We start from the raw sequence: 20,638 nt of genomic DNA on the forward strand, positions 1-20,638 counted from the left end.
TATTAAATAATAAATTATCTCTTAGAGAACTGGAATCTTTTTCTTGCTTTCTTCTGACCGTATTTCTTACGTTCAACCATTCTTGGATCTCTTTTAAGGAGACCTTCAGATTTGAGTGGAGAACGGAAATCGGCATTCATATCTTCCAATGCTCTTGCTATCCCTAATCTTATAGCATCAGATTGACCGGTAATTCCGCCACCAGCTACATTTGCAAATACATCAAATTTGCCTAACGTTTCGGTTGCTATAAAAGGTAGAAATACGTTAGTGCTGTGTTCTTTAATTGGGAAATACTGTTCTACTTCTTTATCATTTACAGTAACTTTGCCGGAACCATTTCTCAAATAAACACGAGCAACAGCATTTTTTCTTCTACCAACATACATTTTATCTGCCATCAACTACTCCATTATAAGCTTAATACTTGCGGTTGTTGAGCTGAATGAGGATGAGTTTCGCCCGCATATACTTTTAATTTTTTGATTAATTGTTTACCCAAACGAGTTTTAGGAAGCATTCCTTTAATCGCGGTTTGAAGAGCGTATTCAGGTTTCTTTTCCATAATTTCTGAAAAACTTCTTGTTCTTGCACCACCTGGATACATCGAGTGGGTAAAATAGGTTTTTTGAATTGCTCTTTTACCGGTAAGCTTAACTTTTTCGGCATTAATAATAACTACAAAATCGCCTGTGTCCATATTGGGTGTAAACAAAGCTTTATGTTTACCTCTAATTATACTAGCAACTTTAGCCGCTAATCTGCCAAGCACTTGATCTTTTGCATCAACCAGATACCACTTTTGACCAGCATCTTCAGGTTTAATGAACTTAGTGATTCTTTCTTGCTTCACTTTTTTCCTCCAAAAACACACTTATTCTATTTATAAAGGTTCCAAATATATCCTTGCCCCGTTAAAATGTCAAGATAACTCTCTTTAAATTTTCCATTAGAACAATAATAAATATAGTTGAATAATGAGTCTTCAATAGTTTTAATCTAATCAAATCATTAATTTTGAGGTGCATTTCTGAGTTTGAGGGCAAAAATGAAGATTTTGGTGTCCGGGGGCTCCGGATTTCTAGGAATTAATTTAATCCGACGTCTCCTCTCCGAAAATCATGAAGTTGTATCATTAGATATTGCTCCCTTTAATTATTCCGATTCATCCCGGAATTTAAAGATTATTAATGGAGATATCCGCAATAATTCCGTTGTTGAAAAATCCTTTAATGGAATTGATATCGTGGTTCACACTGCCGCGGCTCTTCCTTTATATTCTCAAGAAGACATTTATTCAACAGAAGTTAAAGGGACAAGATTACTACTTCAGCAAGCATACAAAAATAAAATAAATAGATTCATCCATATTTCATCTACAGCTGTTTATGGAGTTCCTGTTCATCATCCAATTTATGAAACAGATAATTTAATTGGGGTTGGTCCCTACGGCAAAGCCAAAATTGAAGCAGAAAATCTATGTTTAGAATATCGAGAGAAGGGATTATGTATCCCCATTTTAAGACCAAAATCATTCATCGGTCCAGAAAGACTTGGTGTTTTTGCACTTTTTTATGATTGGGTAAAAGATGCGAAAAATTTTCCTATGATTGGAAGTGGCAATAACCACTATCAATTATTGGATGTTGATGATTTATGCGATTCAATAATTCAATGCATCAAACTTCCTAAAAATGTGGTAAATGATACTTTTAATATTGGAGCAAAAGAATTTGGAACAATGAAAAGTGATTACCAAACGGTTTTAGATTTTGCGGGACACGGAAAAAAAATAATCCCGTTACCCGAAAAGCCTATCATACTCGCTTTAAAGATTTTGGAATTTTTAAAATTATCTCCACTTTATCAATGGGTTTATGAAACGGCGGCAAAGGATTCATTTGTTTCAATCGAAAAAGCAGAACAAGTACTTGGCTTTGCACCAAAATTCTCTAATAAAGAAGCTTTAATCAGAAATTACAAATGGTATCTTGAAAATGTAGAAAGTTTTAAAGACAATGAAGGCATTGACCATCGTTCTCCCTGGAAACAAGGAATATTAAAACTGGCAAAAATATTCTTTTAACCCAATCGAAAATCGGTTTATCAAGATTGGTAATTATTGACAAGTAGTTATATTTGCGCATTCAATTAAAAAAAGCGAGGTAAAAATGTCGTCAAAAAAAGATTTCTTAAAAGATACGATTAAACATATCGATATAAAGGAACACAATGTTATTAAGTTAGTTGATGCGATGGAGCATATGGCTTTTAGCGCTCGTGATTTAAATAGAGCCGCTAAAATTTATGACATGATGTTGCAAGATAAAGAGTGCGCTGTAATATTAACATTAGCAGGAAGTTTATTTAGTGCAGGCTTAAAAAGAGTTGTTCACGATTTGGTTGCTAATAATATGGTGGATGCTATAGTTTCAACCGGTGCCATTATGGTTGATCAAGATTTTTTTGAAGCTCTCGGATTTAAACATTACATTGGATCTCCCTATGTTGATGATAATATGATGAGAGATCTTCATATTGATAGAATTTATGATACATTTATCGACGAAGATGAATTAAGAATATGTGATGATACCACAGCCGCCATATTCGACTCTCTCGAACCGCGCCCTTATTCTTCACGCGAATTATTATGGCACTTTGGGAAGTACTTAGAAGATAATGGCGGTCCTAAAGTTGATGATAGTGTAATTTATACAGCATACAAAAATAATGTACCAATTTTTGTCCCCGCATTTTCTGATTGCTCTGCCGGATTCGGTATTGTTATGCATCAACATAAAAACCCAGAGAAACATCTCTCATTCGATTCTGGAAAAGATTTTTATGAATTGACTCAAATAAAACTTCACAATGATGAAACCGGTATATTCATGATTGGAGGTGGTGTTCCAAAAAACTTTACTCAGGATATAGTTGTTGCCGCTGATATATTAAAAGAAGATGCTCAGATGCATAAATACGCGGTTCAAATTACTGTTGCCGATGTTCGTGATGGAGCTCTTTCATCTTCTACTTTAAAAGAAGCTAGTTCCTGGGGCAAGGTTGAAACTACTTACGAGCAAATGGTTTACTCCGAAGCTACATTGGCAATGCCCCTAATTGCCGGTTATGCTTATCATAAAGGCGCGTGGAAATCTAGGAATAAAAAAGAATTGCAAAAAATCTTTTTAAAGTAAGCATTAATTAACAAGTGAAAACAGCTGGCTGTAATTAGCAAAAAGGGATTCAATAAAAAATGAATCCCTTTTTTTATACATAAGATTTATCTAAAATTATCACAACTCAAATATGAATCCCTTTTCCTTTAGCCTGTTATAATTACTCTTATCAAATCTATATAAAAACGCTGCTCTTCTTTTATTGTTTTTATCTTTTTCTTTTAAACTCTTTAATAAATTCATATTTAATATTTTTTTTCGAAAATTTCTTTTGTCCAATTTTTTATCAAGAATTGTTTCATAAAGATTTTGAAGTTTTGGGAGTGTGAATTTTTCGGGGAGCAGCTCAAAACCAATGGGTTTGTACCTAACACGAGATCTGAGCTTTGATAGCGCAACCTTTAATATATTCTCATGATCAAATGGCAGCTCGGGTAACTCATTCATTTTAAACCACCTAACCTCGGTTGAATCTATACCTGTTGTTAATTGGTACTGCTCCGGACTAATAAGGGCGAAATGCCCGATCGTAAAAACTCTATGTGTCGGGAACCTATCAACGCTATCAAAAACCGCAATTTCTTCCAGATAAATATTTCGAACTCCTGTTGAGGCTTCAAGAATTCTGTGTGCGGCATCTTCTACTAACTCCTTCTTTTTGATAAAACCGCCAGGCAACGCCCATGTCCCCTTGTTCGGCTTCCTTGCTCTCTTAATTAAAAGGACCTCCAAAACAGATTTTTCAAATCCGAATATCACACAATCAATTGATACATTTTTTATTATTTCTTTGCGCACATGAGACACAGATACAGTACTCCTTTATTAAATAAGTTTACATTTATAAAACTAAAAAAGAGCAAACTAATGTCAAACAAAAAAATATATCAATAAAGAATTTTTATTGATGAAAATTATAATTAATTAGTGTATTTTTTACACCGAAATAAAAAACAAAACATCTTTTTAAGTTTATTTTCATAAAATTGAAGAGGTTAAAAGTGTACTCACTTGGTTACGACATCGGAAGTTCATCAGTAAAATGCAGCATAATAGAAATTGAAACGGGTAAAGTTTCTGCGCAAGGTTTTTATCCTTCCGAGGAAATGGTGATAGTTTCAAAACATGTGGGATGGGCAGAGCAGGATCCTGAATTGTGGTGGAATTATGCTAAAACTCTTACTCAGCAATTATTAAAAGAAAATTCAATTGATTCATCTGCCATTGTTTCCATTGGTATTTCATATCAAATGCATGGACTTGTTATCGTAGATAAAAATCAGAAAGTACTGAGACCATCAATAATTTGGTGTGATAGCCGGGCTGTTGAAATTGGCAATAAAGCTTTTAATTCGATTGGCGCGGATTATTGTTTGAAAAATTTATTGAATTCTCCTGGAAATTTTACAGCCTCTAAACTTGCATGGGTAAAAGAGAACGAACCTGAAGTTTATGGAAAAATCTATAAAGCCATGCTTCCTGGCGATTATATTGCAATGAAACTCACTAATGAGATTTATACAACTTTTTCTGGGTTATCAGAAGGTATATTTTGGGATTTCCAAACAAACTCTGTTTCATCAAAAATTTTAGATCAATATGGCATCTCCCCTGAAATTCTTGCAAAACCTCTCCCCTCATTTTCCGAGCAGGGAAGATTATCCAAATCAGCAGCTGAAGAACTAGGTTTGAAAGAAGGCATAATAGTATCGTATAGGGCGGGTGATCAACCAAATAACGCATTTTCATTAAATGTATTAAATCCGGGTGAAGTTGCCGCAACGGCCGGAACTTCAGGTGTTGTCTATGGAGTGATTGATCAAGTAAATTACGATAGTTTATCGAGAGTCAATCAATTCGCTCATGTTAATCATTCTAACGAATCCACAAGGCTTGGCGTACTTCTCTGTATTAATGGCACCGGAATTCAAAATTCATGGCTCCGGAAAAATTTTGCCGCCGGATTATCTTATAATGAAATAAACAGTTATGCCGCCGAAGCACCTATTGGTTCCGATGGAGTAATAATAATTCCATTTGGCAATGGAGCTGAAAGAGTACTACAGAATAAAAATATTGGAAGTCAAATATTAGGATTGGATTTCAACAGGCATTCAATAAATCATATTTTCAGAGCCGCTCAGGAAGGAATTGTATTCTCATTTATGTATGGTGTTGAAATAATGAGAGAGATGGGATTAAATATAAATGTAATTCGCGCTGGTCAGGCAAACATGTTCTTGAGTCCCGTCTTTCGCCAAACTTTAGCTAATGTTACAGGCGCGTCAATTCAGCTTTACGATACTGATGGAGCGCAAGGCGCTGCTCGCGGCGCGGCTTACGGCGCAGGCTACTACAAATCATTTACCGATGCATTTGGTAATCTTAAAAAAGTGAATGAGGTAAATCCTGAAGAGAAAAATAAGAATGTAACTTTAGCCGCGTACAAAAAATGGCTCGACCAATTGAACAAAAGTTTATAAAAAAATATCAACAAACACAGGAAAAGTAAAATGGATTATTTAGTTGGAGATACCGAGTATTTTAAAGGTATTGGTAAAATCAAATATGAAGGTAGAGATTCAAAGAATCCCCTTGCATTTAAATGGTATGATGAGAATAGAATAGTAGCCGGTAAATCATTAAAGGAATATTTTAGATTTGCGATTGCCTACTGGCATAGCTTCTGTTCAACAGGAGGAGATCCATTCGGGCCGGGGACAAAAGTACTTCCTTGGAATGAAAGCGCTGATGCGATAGCTCGCGGTAAAGCAAAGATGGATGCCGCATTTGAGTTCACAACTAAATTAGGTGCTCCTTTTTACTGTTTTCATGACAATGATATTGTTGATGAAGGTAATTCAATTGCTGAGACAGATAAAAGAATGCAGGCAATTGTAGACTATGCAAAGGAGAAACAAAAAGCTAGCGGTGTAAAATTACTCTGGGGAACCGCAAATTTATTTTCTCATCCCCGTTATATGAATGGTGCTTCAACTAATCCCGATTTCAATGTACTTGCTCATGGTGCTGTGCAAGTTAAACGTGCCCTCGATGCAACAATTGAGCTTGGTGGTTCTAATTATGTTTTCTGGGGAGGCAGAGAAGGTTATATGTCTTTACTCAACACAAATATGAAGCGCGAAAAGGAACATATGGGTAAGTTTTTATCACTAGCCCGTGATTACGCTCGTAAACAGGGATTCACCGGCACATTTTTAATTGAGCCGAAACCGATGGAACCTTCAAAACATCAATACGATTTTGATGTGGAAACGATTATTGGATTTTTACGCTATTACGGTTTGGATAAGGATTTTAAGTTGAATATTGAAGTTAATCATGCAACATTAGCAGGCCATACTTTCCAGCACGAAATTCAATGCGCAGTTGATGCAGGCATGTTCGGTAGCATTGACGCTAATCGTGGCGATTATCAAAATGGATGGGATACAGATCAATTCCCTATAAATTTATATGAAATGGTTGAGACTATGCTTGTTGTAGCTGAAGCAGGCGGGTTTGGGCTTGGTGGGGTAAATTTTGATGCCAAAGTTAGAAGAAACTCTACTGACCCGGAAGATATGTTTATTGCCCACATAGCTGGAATGGACGTTTTTGCAAGAGCTTTAATAATTGCCGATCAAATTCTGAATGAATCGGATTATAAAAAATTAAGAAGTAACAGATATGCATCCTTTGATAATGGCGATGGTGCCCGTTATGAAAAAGGTGAGTTAACTCTTCAAGATCTTCGTGAAATCGCGATAAAGTATGGAGAACCAAAACAGATTAGCGGTAAACAAGAACTTTATGAGCAAATTATTAACCTTTATATATAGTATTTAATTACTCATTTATTTTGATGCCTCATACTTCATTGTATGTGGCATTTTTATTTTTAAAACCATCCAAACAATTCTACTCCTAATTTTCTATAATGAAATGGTGAGAGAATAAATACAATTGATTTTTGCATAAGGCTTTGAAAAAAGTTATTATTTGTTTAGCGATAAGCATTATTCTAATAAAATTGGAATAGATGATTAGTAACCGATTTTGAAAGGTGAAAAATATTTTAGGTAAAGAAAATGAAAATTTTTGAGTTGAAGAAAGAAATAATAGCCGCAGGTATTCGAATGTACAAGCGCGGTTATGTTGCTGCTAATGATGGAAATATAAGCGCAAGAATTGATGATGACCGGATACTCATTACTCCAACCGGAATTAGTAAAGGCTTCATGAAACCTGCTGATTTAACTATGATAGATTTCAATGGGAAATTGATCAAAGGCAATAGAAAACCCTCCTCGGAATTTTTAATGCATCTAAAAATTTATAAAAATCGCGATGATGTGAATAGCGTTTGCCACTCTCACCCGCCATACTCAACAGCATTCACAGTTGCAGGGAAGGCTCTAGATAAATTCTTATTGCCAGAAGCGGTAATTGTTCTAGGGAAAGTACCTTTAATTAAATATGAAACCCCCGGAACTGAGCCTTTTTCAGATTCTTTGCTGCCATATTTAAAAAATCATGACGCTTTTTTATTAGCGAATCATGGCGTTGTTACTGTTGGGAGTAATGTTCAAAATGCATATCACAAAATGGAGACAGTAGAGCATTTCGCCCAAATTTTATTTTTAGCACTTCAACTTGGAAACGTAAACAACTTAAACGAGAAAGAGGTGAATGAGTTGTTGAAGCTAAGAGAAAAATTTGGCATTAGGTCAAATATTGGTATTGATCACTAATCACTATAATATATTTGTGCACAAATATTTTTTATATGATCTATTCAATAATAAAAACAATCTAAAGCAATATTTTCTCTACACCATTTTTTTTAGCACTTTTAATAAAATCCTTTTTCCAATTCTTACCGAGAAAAGCTTCAGCATTATGAACAACTAAGGATTTACCGATTACTTTATGTCCATTTCCAAGTTTTGACAAACCGAGAACACAACTTGGGCATGTGGTTAATATATCTATTCCCCCTTTTACGTTTTGTAGACTTATATTATTGTTTTTACGATCACGTAAGATGCTGGAAATATCAGGTCTCGAAAGAGCAAGTGTACCAGCCTCCCCGCAGCAATTTTTTGATTCAACCGGTATGCTGTTATGCAAATACTCAATTGTTTTTGAGTAACCATATTTTTTTAGAGGAGTATGACAAGGTTCATGATAAATGATTTCATTTTTATGAATGCTTTCAGATTTGAATAAGTTATTTTGAAAAATGTACTCATTAATATCAATCAACTCAGCGCCATTAAAAATATTTTCAATCTCATATTTTTCAATCATTTCATAACATGTTCCGCACGAAACAATAACAGCCTCTATATTCATATAACTCGCAACATCACTAATCCTGTGAAAGAGCACCCTATTTTCATAACTTTTTATTTCAGCTTTTTCCTTTTTCCCATTTGCTGAGAATGGATATCCACAGCATAAATATTCATTAGGAATAATTACTCTAATCCCAGATTTATACAATAAAGCAATTACGGCAAAACTAATATCCGAGAACATTCTCTCAGACCCGCACCCTGGAAAATATAATACACTTTTGATGCTGTCACTCTCTTTTTTTTGGAAGCAGTAGAATGCATTTACATTTTTTAGCTTAAATACTTCTCGAACCGATTTTGATCCACTTTTAGGAAATGGATTTTTTATTAATTGAACATAACGTGGCAATAAACTGCTTGTATATTTAGAAATCGGATTATATACAAAAGAAATAGCTCTCTGTATACCATATCCGAATTTTAATATTAAAACTCTGAGAAATGTGTTTGTATAATACTTCTTTCGGCTAAGATAAAACAAAGCCATATTAGTAAAAAGTTTTAATGATGTTTTCTTTCTATACTGTAAATGTTCTCTCATCTGCAAGGATACATCACCAAAATCTATCTTTACTGGACATGGTATTTTGCATTTATGACACATTGTACAGTTATCAGCAATTTCTCTAAGCTTTTTAAATTGCTTGAATGATTTCATATCCATAGTTTGGGCCGAAAACAGAACAGCTTCTGTAATGAGTCCAACAGCCAATATTTTATTTCTCGGATTGTAAAACATATTACCATTCGTGTAATGAGTATTACAAACCGATTTGCATTTACCGCATCGTACACATTTTGCAATTGAATTAGATAATTTTTCCAAGTCGGTTGATTCAAGAATTATAGCTTCCCGTTCAAGCAAGTTGAAGGAGGGAGTGTAAACTTTGAAATAAGGGAAATTTGCATTCAATTTTCCCGGATTAAAAATATTATTTGGATCGACTGTTGATTTATAATTATTATACTTTTCAAGCAGATCACTTTCCATAAATTTCAATTTAGTTAATCCAATACCATGTTCACCTGAAACGACACCCCCCAATTCAACTGCCTTTTTCATGATTATTGAAGCTGCCTCATCAGCCTCCCGCATCATCAAGTAATCACTTGAGTGAACAGGAATATTTACATGCACATTGCCATCTCCGGCGTGCATGTGAGTAGCAATTATAATTTTTCGACTCAATTCCCCTTTTGAGATTTTATTAAGATCAGACAGTATATTTTCATAACCGAAGAATGTATTTGAATAATGCTTTTTTATTTCCTCCTCAAAATCTATAACAATTTCTTTAGCTTGAAGTTTTCGGAGGATTGAATTTTTCTGTTCTGATTCTTTATCATTTTCTTCAGCAGTTAATCTTGAGTGAAATAAACTGTAATCCACTTTAATTTTTTGAATGCGAGACAAATATGACACCAATCTGTCATGAGGATATTCAACAGTAGACTGCTCAGTAAGCTCAATTAGGTAATTTTCAATTTTTTGGATTGCGTTCAGCGAGTTTAATATCACTTTTTCATAATTCAGAAGCTCAATAAAATCAGCAAATTCCGGCAGTTTCTGTAGGGGGATTACAACATCCTCATTCAATTTAAATGCGTTAGTGTGCTGAGCGATTGCGCCCAAATGTTTTCTATCATTCCAAAAGTTTTTCTGGTCTTTTGTTGTTTCTGCCAAAAAACCCTCTGATTCATACTGCTTAACAAGTTCAATAACTGTGGAACTTGCTAATTGAAGCTCCTTCTGTGAATTGCTTTCAATATCAATTAACAATACAGCTTTTGGAATTTCGTAGCGTGTTGATTTATTTCTATAATTTATAGCGGTTACATATTTTTCATCAAAATGTTCTAGTGCGGTAAGATATACAAGCTCATCTTTTTTAAAGTGATCGTTAATATGAACAATCGCTTTTGAAGCATTGACCATATTAGTACCAAAAAATTCTAGGCACAAAGTATTTTTAAAACTAAATGGTTTATAAAGTACAAACTGAGCTGAAATTATTAGTCCATCTCCTCCCTCTTTCTGCAAGCCGGGCAGTCCTTTTAGGGCCTTATTAGTTATATCTTTTCCTAAGCCTCTTTTTCGAATCTCAGTACCCGCTAATAATATTTTTGTACGTAATATTTCCTTCTTCTTATTTTTTTTTATCACTTCGAATTCAACAGTATCATCTTCATTTATTTTTCTATATGGATGATTGATTCTTTTCACAGTGATTAAAGCTCCCTCCGGATCAACGAGAGTAAAAGAATAGATGTTGTCGATTGCGGTTCCCCACATCACACATTTTTTACCACCGGCATTTTCTGCAATATTACCGCCAATTGTAGATGCCCAAGCTGAGGTTGGATCGGTTGCAAATATATAATTTTGTGCGTCACAAAATTCAATCACATCATCAGTTACAACTCCAGCCTCCACATTAATGATAGGAATTGAATTTCCATTTTCACTAATAATATTTACTTCACCAATCCGATTTAACTTTTCGGTATTTATCACCACGCTATTATTCTGCACCGGAACTGATCCGCCAGTTAATCCGGTACCACCTCCACGCGGAATAATAGTTAACCCCAATTCTTTAATTTTTTTTATCAATCGTGGGATCTCTGATGAGGAGTCGGGGTAAATTACCGCAACGGGATATTCAACTCTCCAGTCGGTTGCGTCGGTTGCGTGTGAAACCCGATGAAATGGTGTAAAACAAATATTTTTTAGAGATGTTGTACCTGTTAAATTTATTAGTAATTGATTGCGGAGATTTCTTGTTTTGGCAAAACTTTTAAAAAAAGTATCGTTCAGCAATTTTGTTTTTCGAATAAGATCAAATACCAGATCTTTATTTTCTGAATGTGATAATACCGAGTCAAAGCGTTGCTTGTGTATTTTTTTTAAATATAAATACTTGTTCTTATTGGTTAGAAAATCCTCATACAAATAGGGATTGCGTTCGATAATAAATATATCACCGATTATTTCGAAGATGAGTTTGGCACTTCTACCTGTTACTCTTTGAGTTCGTAATGCATTAATCTCCGTCCATGTTTGTTCATCGAAGTACTTGAGAATAATCTCTTTATCGGAGAGCGAGGTATAATTATAAGGTATTTCTCTAAACCTAAAACCATCTTGCTGCATTAAAAAACTCCGTTAAGATTGTAAACCAAGGAAGAAATGCAATGCAAATTAAGTGATAATACTAATTAAATACCAAAATGCGCAATAAAAGTTTGGCCGAAAATCATTTCTAGTTGGATTCTAAAAAGTAGAGCTATCAATTATTCAGACAAAGACTTCCATATTTCAGCATTTCTATTTCTAATATAGTCGCGAATTATTTTACCCGATTCCGTTAAATCTTCTTCCTTCCAATTACCATGAGGATATGTCCCCGGTTTTAAAGCGGAAGATGTTTCATCCTTATCCATTATTGACCAATTCAATGCGCTTAATTTGTACTCCTCAATAAATTTAAACCATAAATCGGTTTCAACGAGATCAATTATTCCGTTACCATTAGCTTCACTAATTCCATATTCCGAAACAAAAAGTGCCGCACCATTATTCATCGCTGCAATTGCTTTATCCCTTAAAAATTGCCTATGAGTACTCGAATAATAATGCAATGAGTATGCTGTATTTTTATCGTCTATTAAATCGGTTGAGGCTGAATCTACATCTTGAGACCATGATGGAGTTCCGGCAATAATTAATTTATCTTTATCATACTTGCGGATTTCACTAATGACTCTTACAGAATATGGTTTTACAACATTTGACCATGATACTTGAAGCGGTTCATTATATATTTCATAAATAATGTTATTGTATTCGCCATATTTCTGTGCAATTAATCCAAAAAATTTCACCGCCTCTTCTGCATGTTTTTCTCCATTATGATCGTGCCAATCAACAATTACATAAACACCAAGATTGATACAAGCATCGATAACAGTAAATATTTTTTCTAATTCCCTTTCAGGATTTGTTAGATATCCTCCACCTTCAATTCCCATTGCCGCACGAATCACAGTACACTTCCAATCTTTTACCAACCACTCTATACAACTTTGATTATAAAACTCACCACCCCATTGGCTCCAAAACAAACTCATACCGATTAATGAAACAGCCTCACCATTTTTATCAACAATTTTATTACCATCAACTTTCAAAATTCCATACTTCTCAACTATAGTATTAGTAGGATTCTTTTCATTAAAATTGTCTGCCCTAGAAATTATAGTGAACGTTGTAATCATTAACAATAATATAATTAATAAACCATTTCTCATTTGTTCCTCTACTTATTATGTGACTTAATTGCTGCCAGAACTAAAAAAAGATAATCAACAGTTCCTCCACCCAGTACATATTCGGTTTGCTGCCAAAAATAGGGCCACTCTTTTAATTCGGGTAAATCGGGACGAATAAGCGCGGTTCCAGATATTATTCCTCCGGGAATATACGACCAATCTGCTCTATTCGTACCATAAGCAACCGTTGCCGATTTTGCGCCAACGCCTGATACAAACGAGGAAGTGTTTTCCCCAGGGTGGCATCCTAAAATAAAATTTAATGCATTCATATAATTATCTTTTGGAAAATATTCCGGAAGAATCTTGAATAAAAAATACTGGTCAACGCCATAACTTTGAATACCCCAACCTGCACCCCAAATATTTGGTTTGTATGGAACACCATAAGGTGTTTCATTTTTTTGTTCATCTATTTTTGATGCGAATTTTTTAAGCTCTTCTATAGTTCTCTCTTTGAATTCCTTATTATTAACCAAGTCTAAAATTCTTGATATACTACTCCCTTGCCTATCAATTCTCTGTAATATATTATTTGTATTAGATAAAATATAATCCCGATATTTATTTCTAGAAGTTGTAATAAATAGTTCAACTGCCGCTTCGATTTTTGATGGAGGATTTTTATCCTCATTAGAAGCCCATAATTCCTCTGCAATTCTTAAACAATCGTTTGCGAGTTCATCATTGAATCCCTTCATTACTCTTGATGCTGAAGCCAACGAATATGCTGTTTGAAGCTCATGGTTTGGATTTATTTCAGTGAAAACCCAATTGTCATCAGGTTGTTCATCGATATTTGCCGTCGGTTCCGAAATATTATTGGTCATCACCGAACCATCTCCCAATAAGGTATATTGACGTATTGTTGGTGATATTATCCCTCGATATAATCTGCCTAATGATTTATATCCATTTATAATTGACAGTAATCCATGTTCAATCTGTTGAAGTATATCAGGTTTTCCATCTGGTTGATGTATTTCTACTATTTTGTTTTTCTGATCGATAGTAGTTGCATCGTAATCAATTTTAAATTCCTCATAAATTAGAGAAAGCAAATGAACAGTTTCGGCTTGCGATTCAATTCTTAAATCATAATCCCCCGCATCATGCCACCCCCCCTGGTTTAAGTTCGGAACATGTTCCAAAGGTTTATATTTTGTGAGTGTTGAGGAACCTTGTAAATACCCATCGAAATGATTTATGTTAGTTGGAGCCATCAGTGCGTCATCATTATGGCATAGCCCATGCCAAACACGGTATCTATCATTTACTCGCATGTGGCACATTTGAACTGGTAAAAAATAATCGACTGTCGGCTGCCAAACATTTCTCGCAAAAACATTTTTTGATATCTGAAATGTAGAAGTTAAAAAGTCGCCATATTTTATTTGGTACATTCCCTCATCAGTTATATTAGTAAAATCGAAAGTGAAATATTTATAGCGCAAAAAGTATCCCCACTCGATTGGCAGTGCTGATAGTACAATTTCATTTTTATCATAATTTAATTTGATGAGATGAATATCAACAGGCATATCCAGTTTATCCATTTCTATTATAGCTTTTTTTGATTGCAGTGGATGGTACCCAACCTGAGATATTTGCACAACTGGTTTATATCTCCAATTTTCAATAACATTAGGAGTAATAGTCCATTCAAGTGCGGAATCTGTTTTGTTTGGTAGCAGAAGAGAGCGAACTATAAACCAGCCATTATCATGTTTTCCTCTCCCATCAATTAACTGCAATTTACCGCTTTCTGATTCAATTGTAATTTTAAAATATGGGTCCTCCGGTGCGGCAATAATTTTATTGCCCTCAGCCATCGGAATAATTTGAACCTCTCCATCTTCATCCTTAAATAAAGGACCATTTGCTTGGCGATTAAAAATCCCGGAAGAATTATCTGTTAAAAATGATTTCCCAAAATAATCACCGGGGAATAATTCAAAATTGAACCCAACTTTTCCAACCCATTCATCTGGTAGTGGTTTTTCCAAATCAACATATACTTTTATGAGTTTTCCTTCACACTTTATCCTAACTGAATAATTTAATTTGAAGTCGGGATATACAATGGGATTAAATCCTTTCCTATCTTTAGTTGAATCGGGATAACTCAAATATGTTGTGATTTGATTTTTAGTTATATCAACATTTCTATTTACTACCATTGGAATCGGAGACCATTGCCCGGGAGTCGGTTCCAATCTAACATCGCCGTTAGCCGCTGTTCTTTTTCCATGCTGAATAAATGTAAGCCCCGTTTGATGACCATCTGGATAAAAATCGCTAAATGCCATTACATTTAATCCTGGCATTTCAAAATATTCTTGCTCATTTAGTTTCAATAGGTTCTGTCCATGAATTATTGAAACCAGTAGAAATAAAAAAACTATTCTTTTCATATTACTTGATCCTTAAAATAAAATAGTAATAATAGACTCTACAATATCACAAATTTGATACCAAGCTGATCTTCCAGTTTTCTGTTTGAATTTACCTCTTTTTTTCAAATGTGTCGGGTTATATTTATTAAAAAGATAATTCATTATAATTATTGATAGGATACGATATAAATGAAGTGAAGAAAAAAAGGTGGGTGGCAAACTTAAAAAGTTGAACATTCCACCCACCTATAGAAATAAATAGAAGGAGGCACCATACTATCTATTCTATTTTGAATCGGGAGAAGCATTTAATTCTAAAAATATTTTGTTTAGTAATAAGGGCTATTTATAAATTAAACAAAATATATAGTTCATTGAACCGTTTCAATAATACCAATCATTTTTGAAAAGGGCAAGAAAAAAATGCGTGCTTCAACTTTATCAAAAGTACCCCCAAATTTGCTTGACTTTCTTCCAATTCTTTTATTAATTTGAAACGGTTCAAATTTTTATTGAACTTTAAGTAAGTAATTTAAAAAGTAAGTCTAAAAGGTAAAAAATGAATTATATAAATAACCTCTTCAGTGTTGATAGTAGGATAGTATTACTAACCGGAGGTGGTGGAATTTTAGCCGGAGAAATGGCTGCTGGGTTTATTCAAGCTGGAGCAAAAGTTATTTTACTTGATATTAATGAATCTGCTTTAATCAAAAAAGTTGATTCACTAAAATCTTTGGGTAGCGAAATCTATGGTTATAAATGTAATGTGCTTGATGAAGAAAATCTTAATGAAGTTAAAAGTAAAATTGTTGAGAAATTTGGAAGAATAGATGTACTCGTAAATGCTGCCGGCGGTAATATGGCAGGCGCAACAATTGGAATTGATCAAACCATTTTTGATCTGCAGATAGATCAATTTAAAAAAGTTACAGATCTAAATTTAAATGGAACTGTCCTGCCAACTCTTGTTTTCGGGAAAATAATGTCAGAACAGCATAAAGGTTCTATTATCAATATTTCCTCGATGGCTACTTACAGAGCGATTACTCGCGTTGTTGGGTATTCGGCAGCTAAAGCCGCGGTTGATAACTTCACAAAATGGATGGCTGTTGAACTTGCCGCAAAGTATGGCAGTGGATTACGCGTGAACGCAATTGCTCCGGGTTTTCTACTCACAGAACAAAATAGAACTTTATTGACAAATGAAGATGGTTCATTAACCGATAGAGGTAAAACAATAATTGATATTACTCCCTTTAAAAGATTTGGTGAACCCAGCGAACTAGTTGGAACAATACTTTGGCTTGCTAGTGATGCTTCCCAATTTGTTACCGGTGCAATCATACCGGTTGATGGTGGATTTAGTTCATTCAGCGGTGTGTAAAATTTTAATTGTGATAAGGAATAATATATAAATGGCATTTGAGCAAACTTGGAGGTGGTTCGGTCCTAATGACCCGATATCACTCAAAGAAATAAAACAAACAGGCGCAACTGGAATTGTAAGTGCCCTTCATCATATTCCGGTTGGTGAAGTTTGGAGCGTTGAAGAAATATTAATACGTAAAAAAATAATTGAGGAGGAGGGACTTACCTGGTCAGTTGTTGAAAGTCTTCCTGTACATGAAAACATTAAAAAAAGAAAAGCCAATTACGAACAACTAATCGAGAATTATAAGGTATCACTTAAAAATCTAGCCAAATGCGGTCTAGATATTATCTGTTATAATTTTATGCCGATACTGGATTGGTCGAGAACCGATCTTAAAGTTGTTTTTAGAGATGGTTCTATCACCTCAAAATTCGAATCAAGAAAATTTGCCGCATTCGATCTTTTTATTCTTAAAAGAGCCCACGCTTTTAAAGATTATTCAGAGGAACAAGTTGCTCGTGCGAAAGAATTTTTTGATTTATTAAAACCCGAAGAGATCCAAAATCTAAAGGATACAGTACTTCTTGGACTGCCCGGTTCATTAGAAGCTTTAACTTTAGAACAATTTAGAAAAGCCCTAAAAGAATATGATGATATTGATGAGAATAAACTTCGCTATAATTTACATCAATTTATTAAAGCAGTAGCTCCGATTGCCGAGGAAGCTGGCATGTATCTAGTTATTCATGCTGATGATCCACCCTGGGGATTATTAGGTTTGCCCCGTGTCGTAAAGAATAAATTCGATGTAAAAGGAATTTTAGATGCCTACGATTCACCTCACAACGGTTTAACACTTTGTACCGGATCTTTCGGCGCCGATGTAAAGAATGACCTCGTCGAATTAACCGAACTTTTCGCTCATCGAATAAATTTTGTTCATTTGAGAAATTTATCGAGAAATGAACAGGGGGATTTTTTGGAAGAGAATCACCTTGATGGCGACATTGATATTTTTGGTGTAATGAAAACGCTTCTCATCGAGCAGAAAAAAAGATTGGAACAGGGAAGAAAAGATAATCGTTTTCCATTGAGACCCGATCATGGACATCTGATGATACCTGATATGAATAGAGAAGGTATTTATCCGGGTTATTCATTATTTGGAAGAATGAGAGGACTATCGGAGCTTCGTGGTGTTGAGTTAGGCATCAGGCGCTCACTTAATTTATAATTTATATTACTGATTTCTATTTCAATATATACATAAGTTCATTTAGTAATTTATTCTGAGAACCTTTCTTTTAATCACTAATTAGGAATTGGTAATGAGGTATAAAGATTTAGCAATCAGTAATCCCGACAATCTAATTTTTGGAACCGCTCCTCATCCCATTAAAACAAAACGAGGATTAATTATTGGGGGTGGACTCGTGTATCCCGAATTAAATTTTACACTTCCCCCGATGAGCATCTCCCCTTCCACCCTTGATGAAGTGATATCTAACTATAGAGATATTGTAAAAAACTCACTTGAAAAAGCGCTTCACTTAAGCAGTAATGGCGTTGTGTTTGAATTTGAGACTTTAATTGAGATGACACAAAATCCTGAGATTGGTATTGAAATAGTAAAAGTAATGAATGATGTGTGCGAAGATTATTTTTATAAGTTTGGTTTGAAAAGTGAGATAAGATTAACACCAAACGATCTTCGAGAATTTGAACGCCCACCTAAACAGAGAACTTCAGAGTTGCTTGTGAAAATGTTTGAGTTATTCGAAAAAGGCGCGCTAGCAGGAGGCGATCTGCTTTCTATTGAATCTACTGGTGGAAAAGAAATCTCAGACGATTCCCTCTTAATGTGTAATATCAAACAATTTATTTTTTCACAAGCTGTGCTTGGTGTGCGCGATATTAAATTTTTATGGAAGAATATCGTTGATATCGCAAATAGAACTAATACAATTCCCGGCGGTGATACTGCTTGTGGATTCGGGAATACAGCAATGGTATTGGCAGAAAAAAAATATATTCCCAAAACATTTGCGGCAATTGCCCGTATTGCTACTGTTGTTAGAACTTTAGCTTCAGTTGAAGAAGGAGCATTAGGACCAGATAAGGATTGCGGGTATGAAGGACCTTTCTTGAAAGCAATAACCGGCATCCCTATTTCGATGGAAGGCAAAACTTCCGCTTGCGCACACACCAGTCCGCTTGGAAATGTGGCCGCGGCATGCTGCGATTTATGGAGCAATGAATCAGTACAGAATATAAAATTACTATCCGATTTTGCACCTGTGGTTTATATGGAACAATTGCAGTATGACGTTCGATTATTTAATGAAGCAGTTAAGGAAGGTAAAGAAAGCGTTATAAATCTTCAACGATTGCTTGTTAATTCCGATATCTCTTTTGATCCGCAGGCATTAATCTTAGCTCCTGCAAATGTTATTGAAATATCAAAAGAAATTGTAAAAGGAAGCAATTACATTGACGCGACCAAAAGAGGATGCCTAAAGGGACTGGATCTTATCGAACGAGCAATTGAGGAAAACAGACTGATTAATGATCCAAAAGAAATTGGCTGGTTTAATATTTTACGAGATGATATAGAATCAATCCCCGATGATGAAAGTAAATTTGTGGAGGATATTTTATCAGAAATTGAGCCCGGTAAGTTTATTCTATCTGAATATGGTTTATGATTTTCAAGCAATTACTAACTTATTATTTCAGTACATCCAGCATTTCAATTCCTGCAAGAATGATTGCACCCAGCCCATGTATATCATTCAAGGGTGTAGGACGATTATAATAATAAACCAAATCATCACTCACTACAGTCCCGGCGCAAACTCCTTCAACTTCTCCCGTATCCTTATCAATCTTTGTCATGATCCCTTCCCAGCCTCTAATTGCAATTGACAAATATCTCTCTTCAATAAAACCATTTTTTACTGCGCTTGCAACTACGTAGGTAAACATCGCGCTGCACGATGTTTCATTGTAAGAGTCCGGTTTATCTAATAATTGTCTCCATAAACCATTGCTACTTTGATATTGAGAAATTCCTAAAATATGTTTCTGAAGAAGTGAAATAAGAATTTTTCTTTTCGGGTGATTTAATGGTAATCGCTCCAATAATTCAATTTGTGCAAGTAAAGCCCAACCGTTAGCTCGACCCCAAAACGCAACTCCATTCCTTTTCAAATCTGAATACCAGCAATGGTGCATTAATCCTTTCTGTTCATTAAAAAGATATTTGTGATAATTAATTACTTGTAATGCGGCGTCATCAAAATATTTTTGCTCTCCGGTAATCTCTCCCATTCTCGAAAGAAATACGAGTCCCATATAAAGATCATCCGCCCAGATTGTATACTTTGCGGGGAAGTGGCGAACAAGAGTTTTATCCTTTAGTCGTATTTGTTTTTTCAATATATGATTAGCTGAACTGTTGATGTAATTTTGGTACCGTGGCTGATTATCGAATTTAGTTAGTTCTATTAAACTTGCGCCCATAGCTCCGCAATCGTCCAATTCTTCTGTTATAAATAACTGTCCAAATGGATAACTCCATTTCCATCCATCTTTATGATTTGATTTGAAGTAATCAACATTATCGAAGGCAAATGCCAGATTTCTGGAAACAAAATGCTTCAATTCCGGCAAATTTAATTTTGAACTTAGTTTTAAGAATGAAATACCCAGCACCCCATTCCAGTATCTCCAATCATTATAAGGACTTTTAATCTTTACTTTTTCACCAACCGGAATTTCATTAGTAGAATTAAATTCTCTTCCCGAAGAATCAGAGATAAAACTAAAAGAAGTAGATTTAATTATTTCACTGCTCATCATCATCAATACCTTCTCAGTCTCATTTTTTGATTGAGAAAATATTTTAACATTCAGTAAAATTAAAATTAGGAATCCGAGCAGAAAACCTTTCAGATAAAAACTATATTTATTAATAATTAACATCCATAATTC

At 34.6% G+C, this 20,638-nt stretch carries 15 protein-coding genes; 8 read left to right on the top strand and 7 right to left on the bottom strand.

Translation table 11 applies throughout. The features are described 5' to 3' along the window. Positions 1–14: 14 nt before the first annotated feature. Together rpsI and rplM are read right to left on the bottom strand one after the other, a co-directional pair. Entirely contained in the window at positions 15–401 is a 387-nt protein-coding gene (gene rpsI / locus KF816_13340; GenBank protein ID MBX3008996.1) for a 30S ribosomal protein S9, read from the bottom strand. An 11-nt stretch (positions 402–412) separates the two neighbouring features. Then, positions 413–853 (bottom strand): 50S ribosomal protein L13, encoded by a 441-nt coding sequence (gene rplM / locus KF816_13345; GenBank protein ID MBX3008997.1) that lies wholly within the window; start codon positions 851–853, stop codon positions 413–415. A gap of 195 nt (positions 854–1,048) precedes the next feature. On the opposite strand from rplM, the gene KF816_13350 reads away from it, so the two are divergent. After that, positions 1,049–2,086, top strand: a complete 1,038-nt coding sequence (locus tag KF816_13350) for an NAD-dependent epimerase/dehydratase family protein (protein ID MBX3008998.1) — start codon at positions 1,049–1,051, stop codon at positions 2,084–2,086. Between the two features lie 85 nt (positions 2,087–2,171). Then, complete coding sequence (locus KF816_13355) at positions 2,172–3,200, top strand: deoxyhypusine synthase (GenBank protein MBX3008999.1); 1,029 nt, start codon at positions 2,172–2,174, stop codon at positions 3,198–3,200. 99 nt (positions 3,201–3,299) lie between these two features. On the opposite strand, the gene KF816_13360 is transcribed toward KF816_13355, so the two are convergent. Next, the gene (locus KF816_13360) at positions 3,300–3,989 is read right to left on the bottom strand and encodes an NUDIX hydrolase (protein MBX3009000.1); all 690 of its coding nucleotides are present in this window, start codon (positions 3,987–3,989) and stop codon (positions 3,300–3,302) included. A 194-nt stretch (positions 3,990–4,183) separates the two neighbouring features. On the opposite strand from KF816_13360, the gene KF816_13365 reads away from it, so the two are divergent. The 3 genes from KF816_13365 to KF816_13375 all read left to right on the top strand — a co-directional run bounded on the left by KF816_13365 (position 4,184) and on the right by KF816_13375 (position 7,936). Beyond that, positions 4,184–5,665, top strand: a complete 1,482-nt coding sequence (locus KF816_13365) for a carbohydrate kinase (GenBank protein ID MBX3009001.1) — start codon at positions 4,184–4,186, stop codon at positions 5,663–5,665. Between the two features lie 30 nt (positions 5,666–5,695). Continuing rightward, positions 5,696–7,024: a xylose isomerase gene (xylA, locus tag KF816_13370; protein ID MBX3009002.1), complete on the top strand. Its 1,329-nt coding sequence runs from the start codon at positions 5,696–5,698 to the stop codon at positions 7,022–7,024. A gap of 249 nt (positions 7,025–7,273) precedes the next feature. Then, a complete protein-coding gene (locus tag KF816_13375; protein MBX3009003.1) occupies positions 7,274–7,936 on the top strand; it encodes a class II aldolase/adducin family protein in 663 nt (220 codons plus the stop codon). A gap of 61 nt (positions 7,937–7,997) precedes the next feature. Here KF816_13375 and KF816_13380 read toward each other — a convergent pair whose 3' ends face one another. The 3 genes from KF816_13380 to KF816_13390 all read right to left on the bottom strand — a co-directional run bounded on the left by KF816_13380 (position 7,998) and on the right by KF816_13390 (position 15,291). Further along, entirely contained in the window at positions 7,998–11,699 is a 3,702-nt protein-coding gene (locus KF816_13380; protein MBX3009004.1) for a DUF3683 domain-containing protein, read from the bottom strand. A gap of 140 nt (positions 11,700–11,839) precedes the next feature. After that, a complete protein-coding gene (locus tag KF816_13385; GenBank protein ID MBX3009005.1) occupies positions 11,840–12,856 on the bottom strand; it encodes a glycoside hydrolase family 5 protein in 1,017 nt (338 codons plus the stop codon). 8 nt (positions 12,857–12,864) lie between these two features. Continuing rightward, complete coding sequence (locus tag KF816_13390) at positions 12,865–15,291, bottom strand: glycoside hydrolase family 9 protein (protein MBX3009006.1); 2,427 nt, start codon at positions 15,289–15,291, stop codon at positions 12,865–12,867. Positions 15,292–15,832: 541 nt separating this feature from the next. On the opposite strand from KF816_13390, the gene KF816_13395 reads away from it, so the two are divergent. From KF816_13395 to KF816_13405, 3 genes are all read left to right on the top strand, one after another. After that, positions 15,833–16,657 carry an SDR family oxidoreductase gene (locus KF816_13395; protein MBX3009007.1) on the top strand — a complete coding sequence of 275 codons (825 nt, stop codon included), beginning with the start codon at positions 15,833–15,835 and terminating at the stop codon, positions 16,655–16,657. A gap of 31 nt (positions 16,658–16,688) precedes the next feature. Beyond that, positions 16,689–17,879: a mannonate dehydratase gene (uxuA, locus tag KF816_13400; protein ID MBX3009008.1), complete on the top strand. Its 1,191-nt coding sequence runs from the start codon at positions 16,689–16,691 to the stop codon at positions 17,877–17,879. Between the two features lie 94 nt (positions 17,880–17,973). Continuing rightward, positions 17,974–19,350 carry a hypothetical protein gene (locus tag KF816_13405; protein MBX3009009.1) on the top strand — a complete coding sequence of 459 codons (1,377 nt, stop codon included), beginning with the start codon at positions 17,974–17,976 and terminating at the stop codon, positions 19,348–19,350. Positions 19,351–19,372: 22 nt separating this feature from the next. Here KF816_13405 and KF816_13410 read toward each other — a convergent pair whose 3' ends face one another. Further along, entirely contained in the window at positions 19,373–20,629 is a 1,257-nt protein-coding gene (locus KF816_13410; protein ID MBX3009010.1) for a glycoside hydrolase family 88 protein, read from the bottom strand. Positions 20,630–20,638 lie beyond the last annotated feature (9 nt).

This window comes from Melioribacteraceae bacterium, from assembly GCA_019638015.1.
Taxonomy (GTDB): domain Bacteria; phylum Bacteroidota; class Ignavibacteria; order Ignavibacteriales; family Melioribacteraceae; genus JAHBUP01.

What these genes read in the sequence shown, in the direction of transcription:
- rpsI (MBX3008996.1), bottom strand. Translation starts at nt 401, where the DNA reads ATGGCAGATAAAATGTATGTTGGTAGAAGAAAAAATGCTGTTGCTCGT.
- KF816_13350 (MBX3008998.1), top strand. Translation starts at nt 1,049, where the DNA reads ATGAAGATTTTGGTGTCCGGGGGCTCCGGATTTCTAGGAATTAATTTA.
- KF816_13355 (MBX3008999.1), top strand. Translation starts at nt 2,172, where the DNA reads ATGTCGTCAAAAAAAGATTTCTTAAAAGATACGATTAAACATATCGAT.
- xylA (MBX3009002.1), top strand. Translation starts at nt 5,696, where the DNA reads ATGGATTATTTAGTTGGAGATACCGAGTATTTTAAAGGTATTGGTAAA.
- KF816_13375 (MBX3009003.1), top strand. Translation starts at nt 7,274, where the DNA reads ATGAAAATTTTTGAGTTGAAGAAAGAAATAATAGCCGCAGGTATTCGA.
- KF816_13380 (MBX3009004.1), bottom strand. Translation starts at nt 11,699, where the DNA reads ATGCAGCAAGATGGTTTTAGGTTTAGAGAAATACCTTATAATTATACC.
- KF816_13385 (MBX3009005.1), bottom strand. Translation starts at nt 12,856, where the DNA reads ATGAGAAATGGTTTATTAATTATATTATTGTTAATGATTACAACGTTC.
- KF816_13390 (MBX3009006.1), bottom strand. Translation starts at nt 15,291, where the DNA reads ATGAAAAGAATAGTTTTTTTATTTCTACTGGTTTCAATAATTCATGGA.
- KF816_13395 (MBX3009007.1), top strand. Translation starts at nt 15,833, where the DNA reads ATGAATTATATAAATAACCTCTTCAGTGTTGATAGTAGGATAGTATTA.
- uxuA (MBX3009008.1), top strand. Translation starts at nt 16,689, where the DNA reads ATGGCATTTGAGCAAACTTGGAGGTGGTTCGGTCCTAATGACCCGATA.
- KF816_13405 (MBX3009009.1), top strand. Translation starts at nt 17,974, where the DNA reads ATGAGGTATAAAGATTTAGCAATCAGTAATCCCGACAATCTAATTTTT.
- KF816_13410 (MBX3009010.1), bottom strand. Translation starts at nt 20,629, where the DNA reads ATGTTAATTATTAATAAATATAGTTTTTATCTGAAAGGTTTTCTGCTC.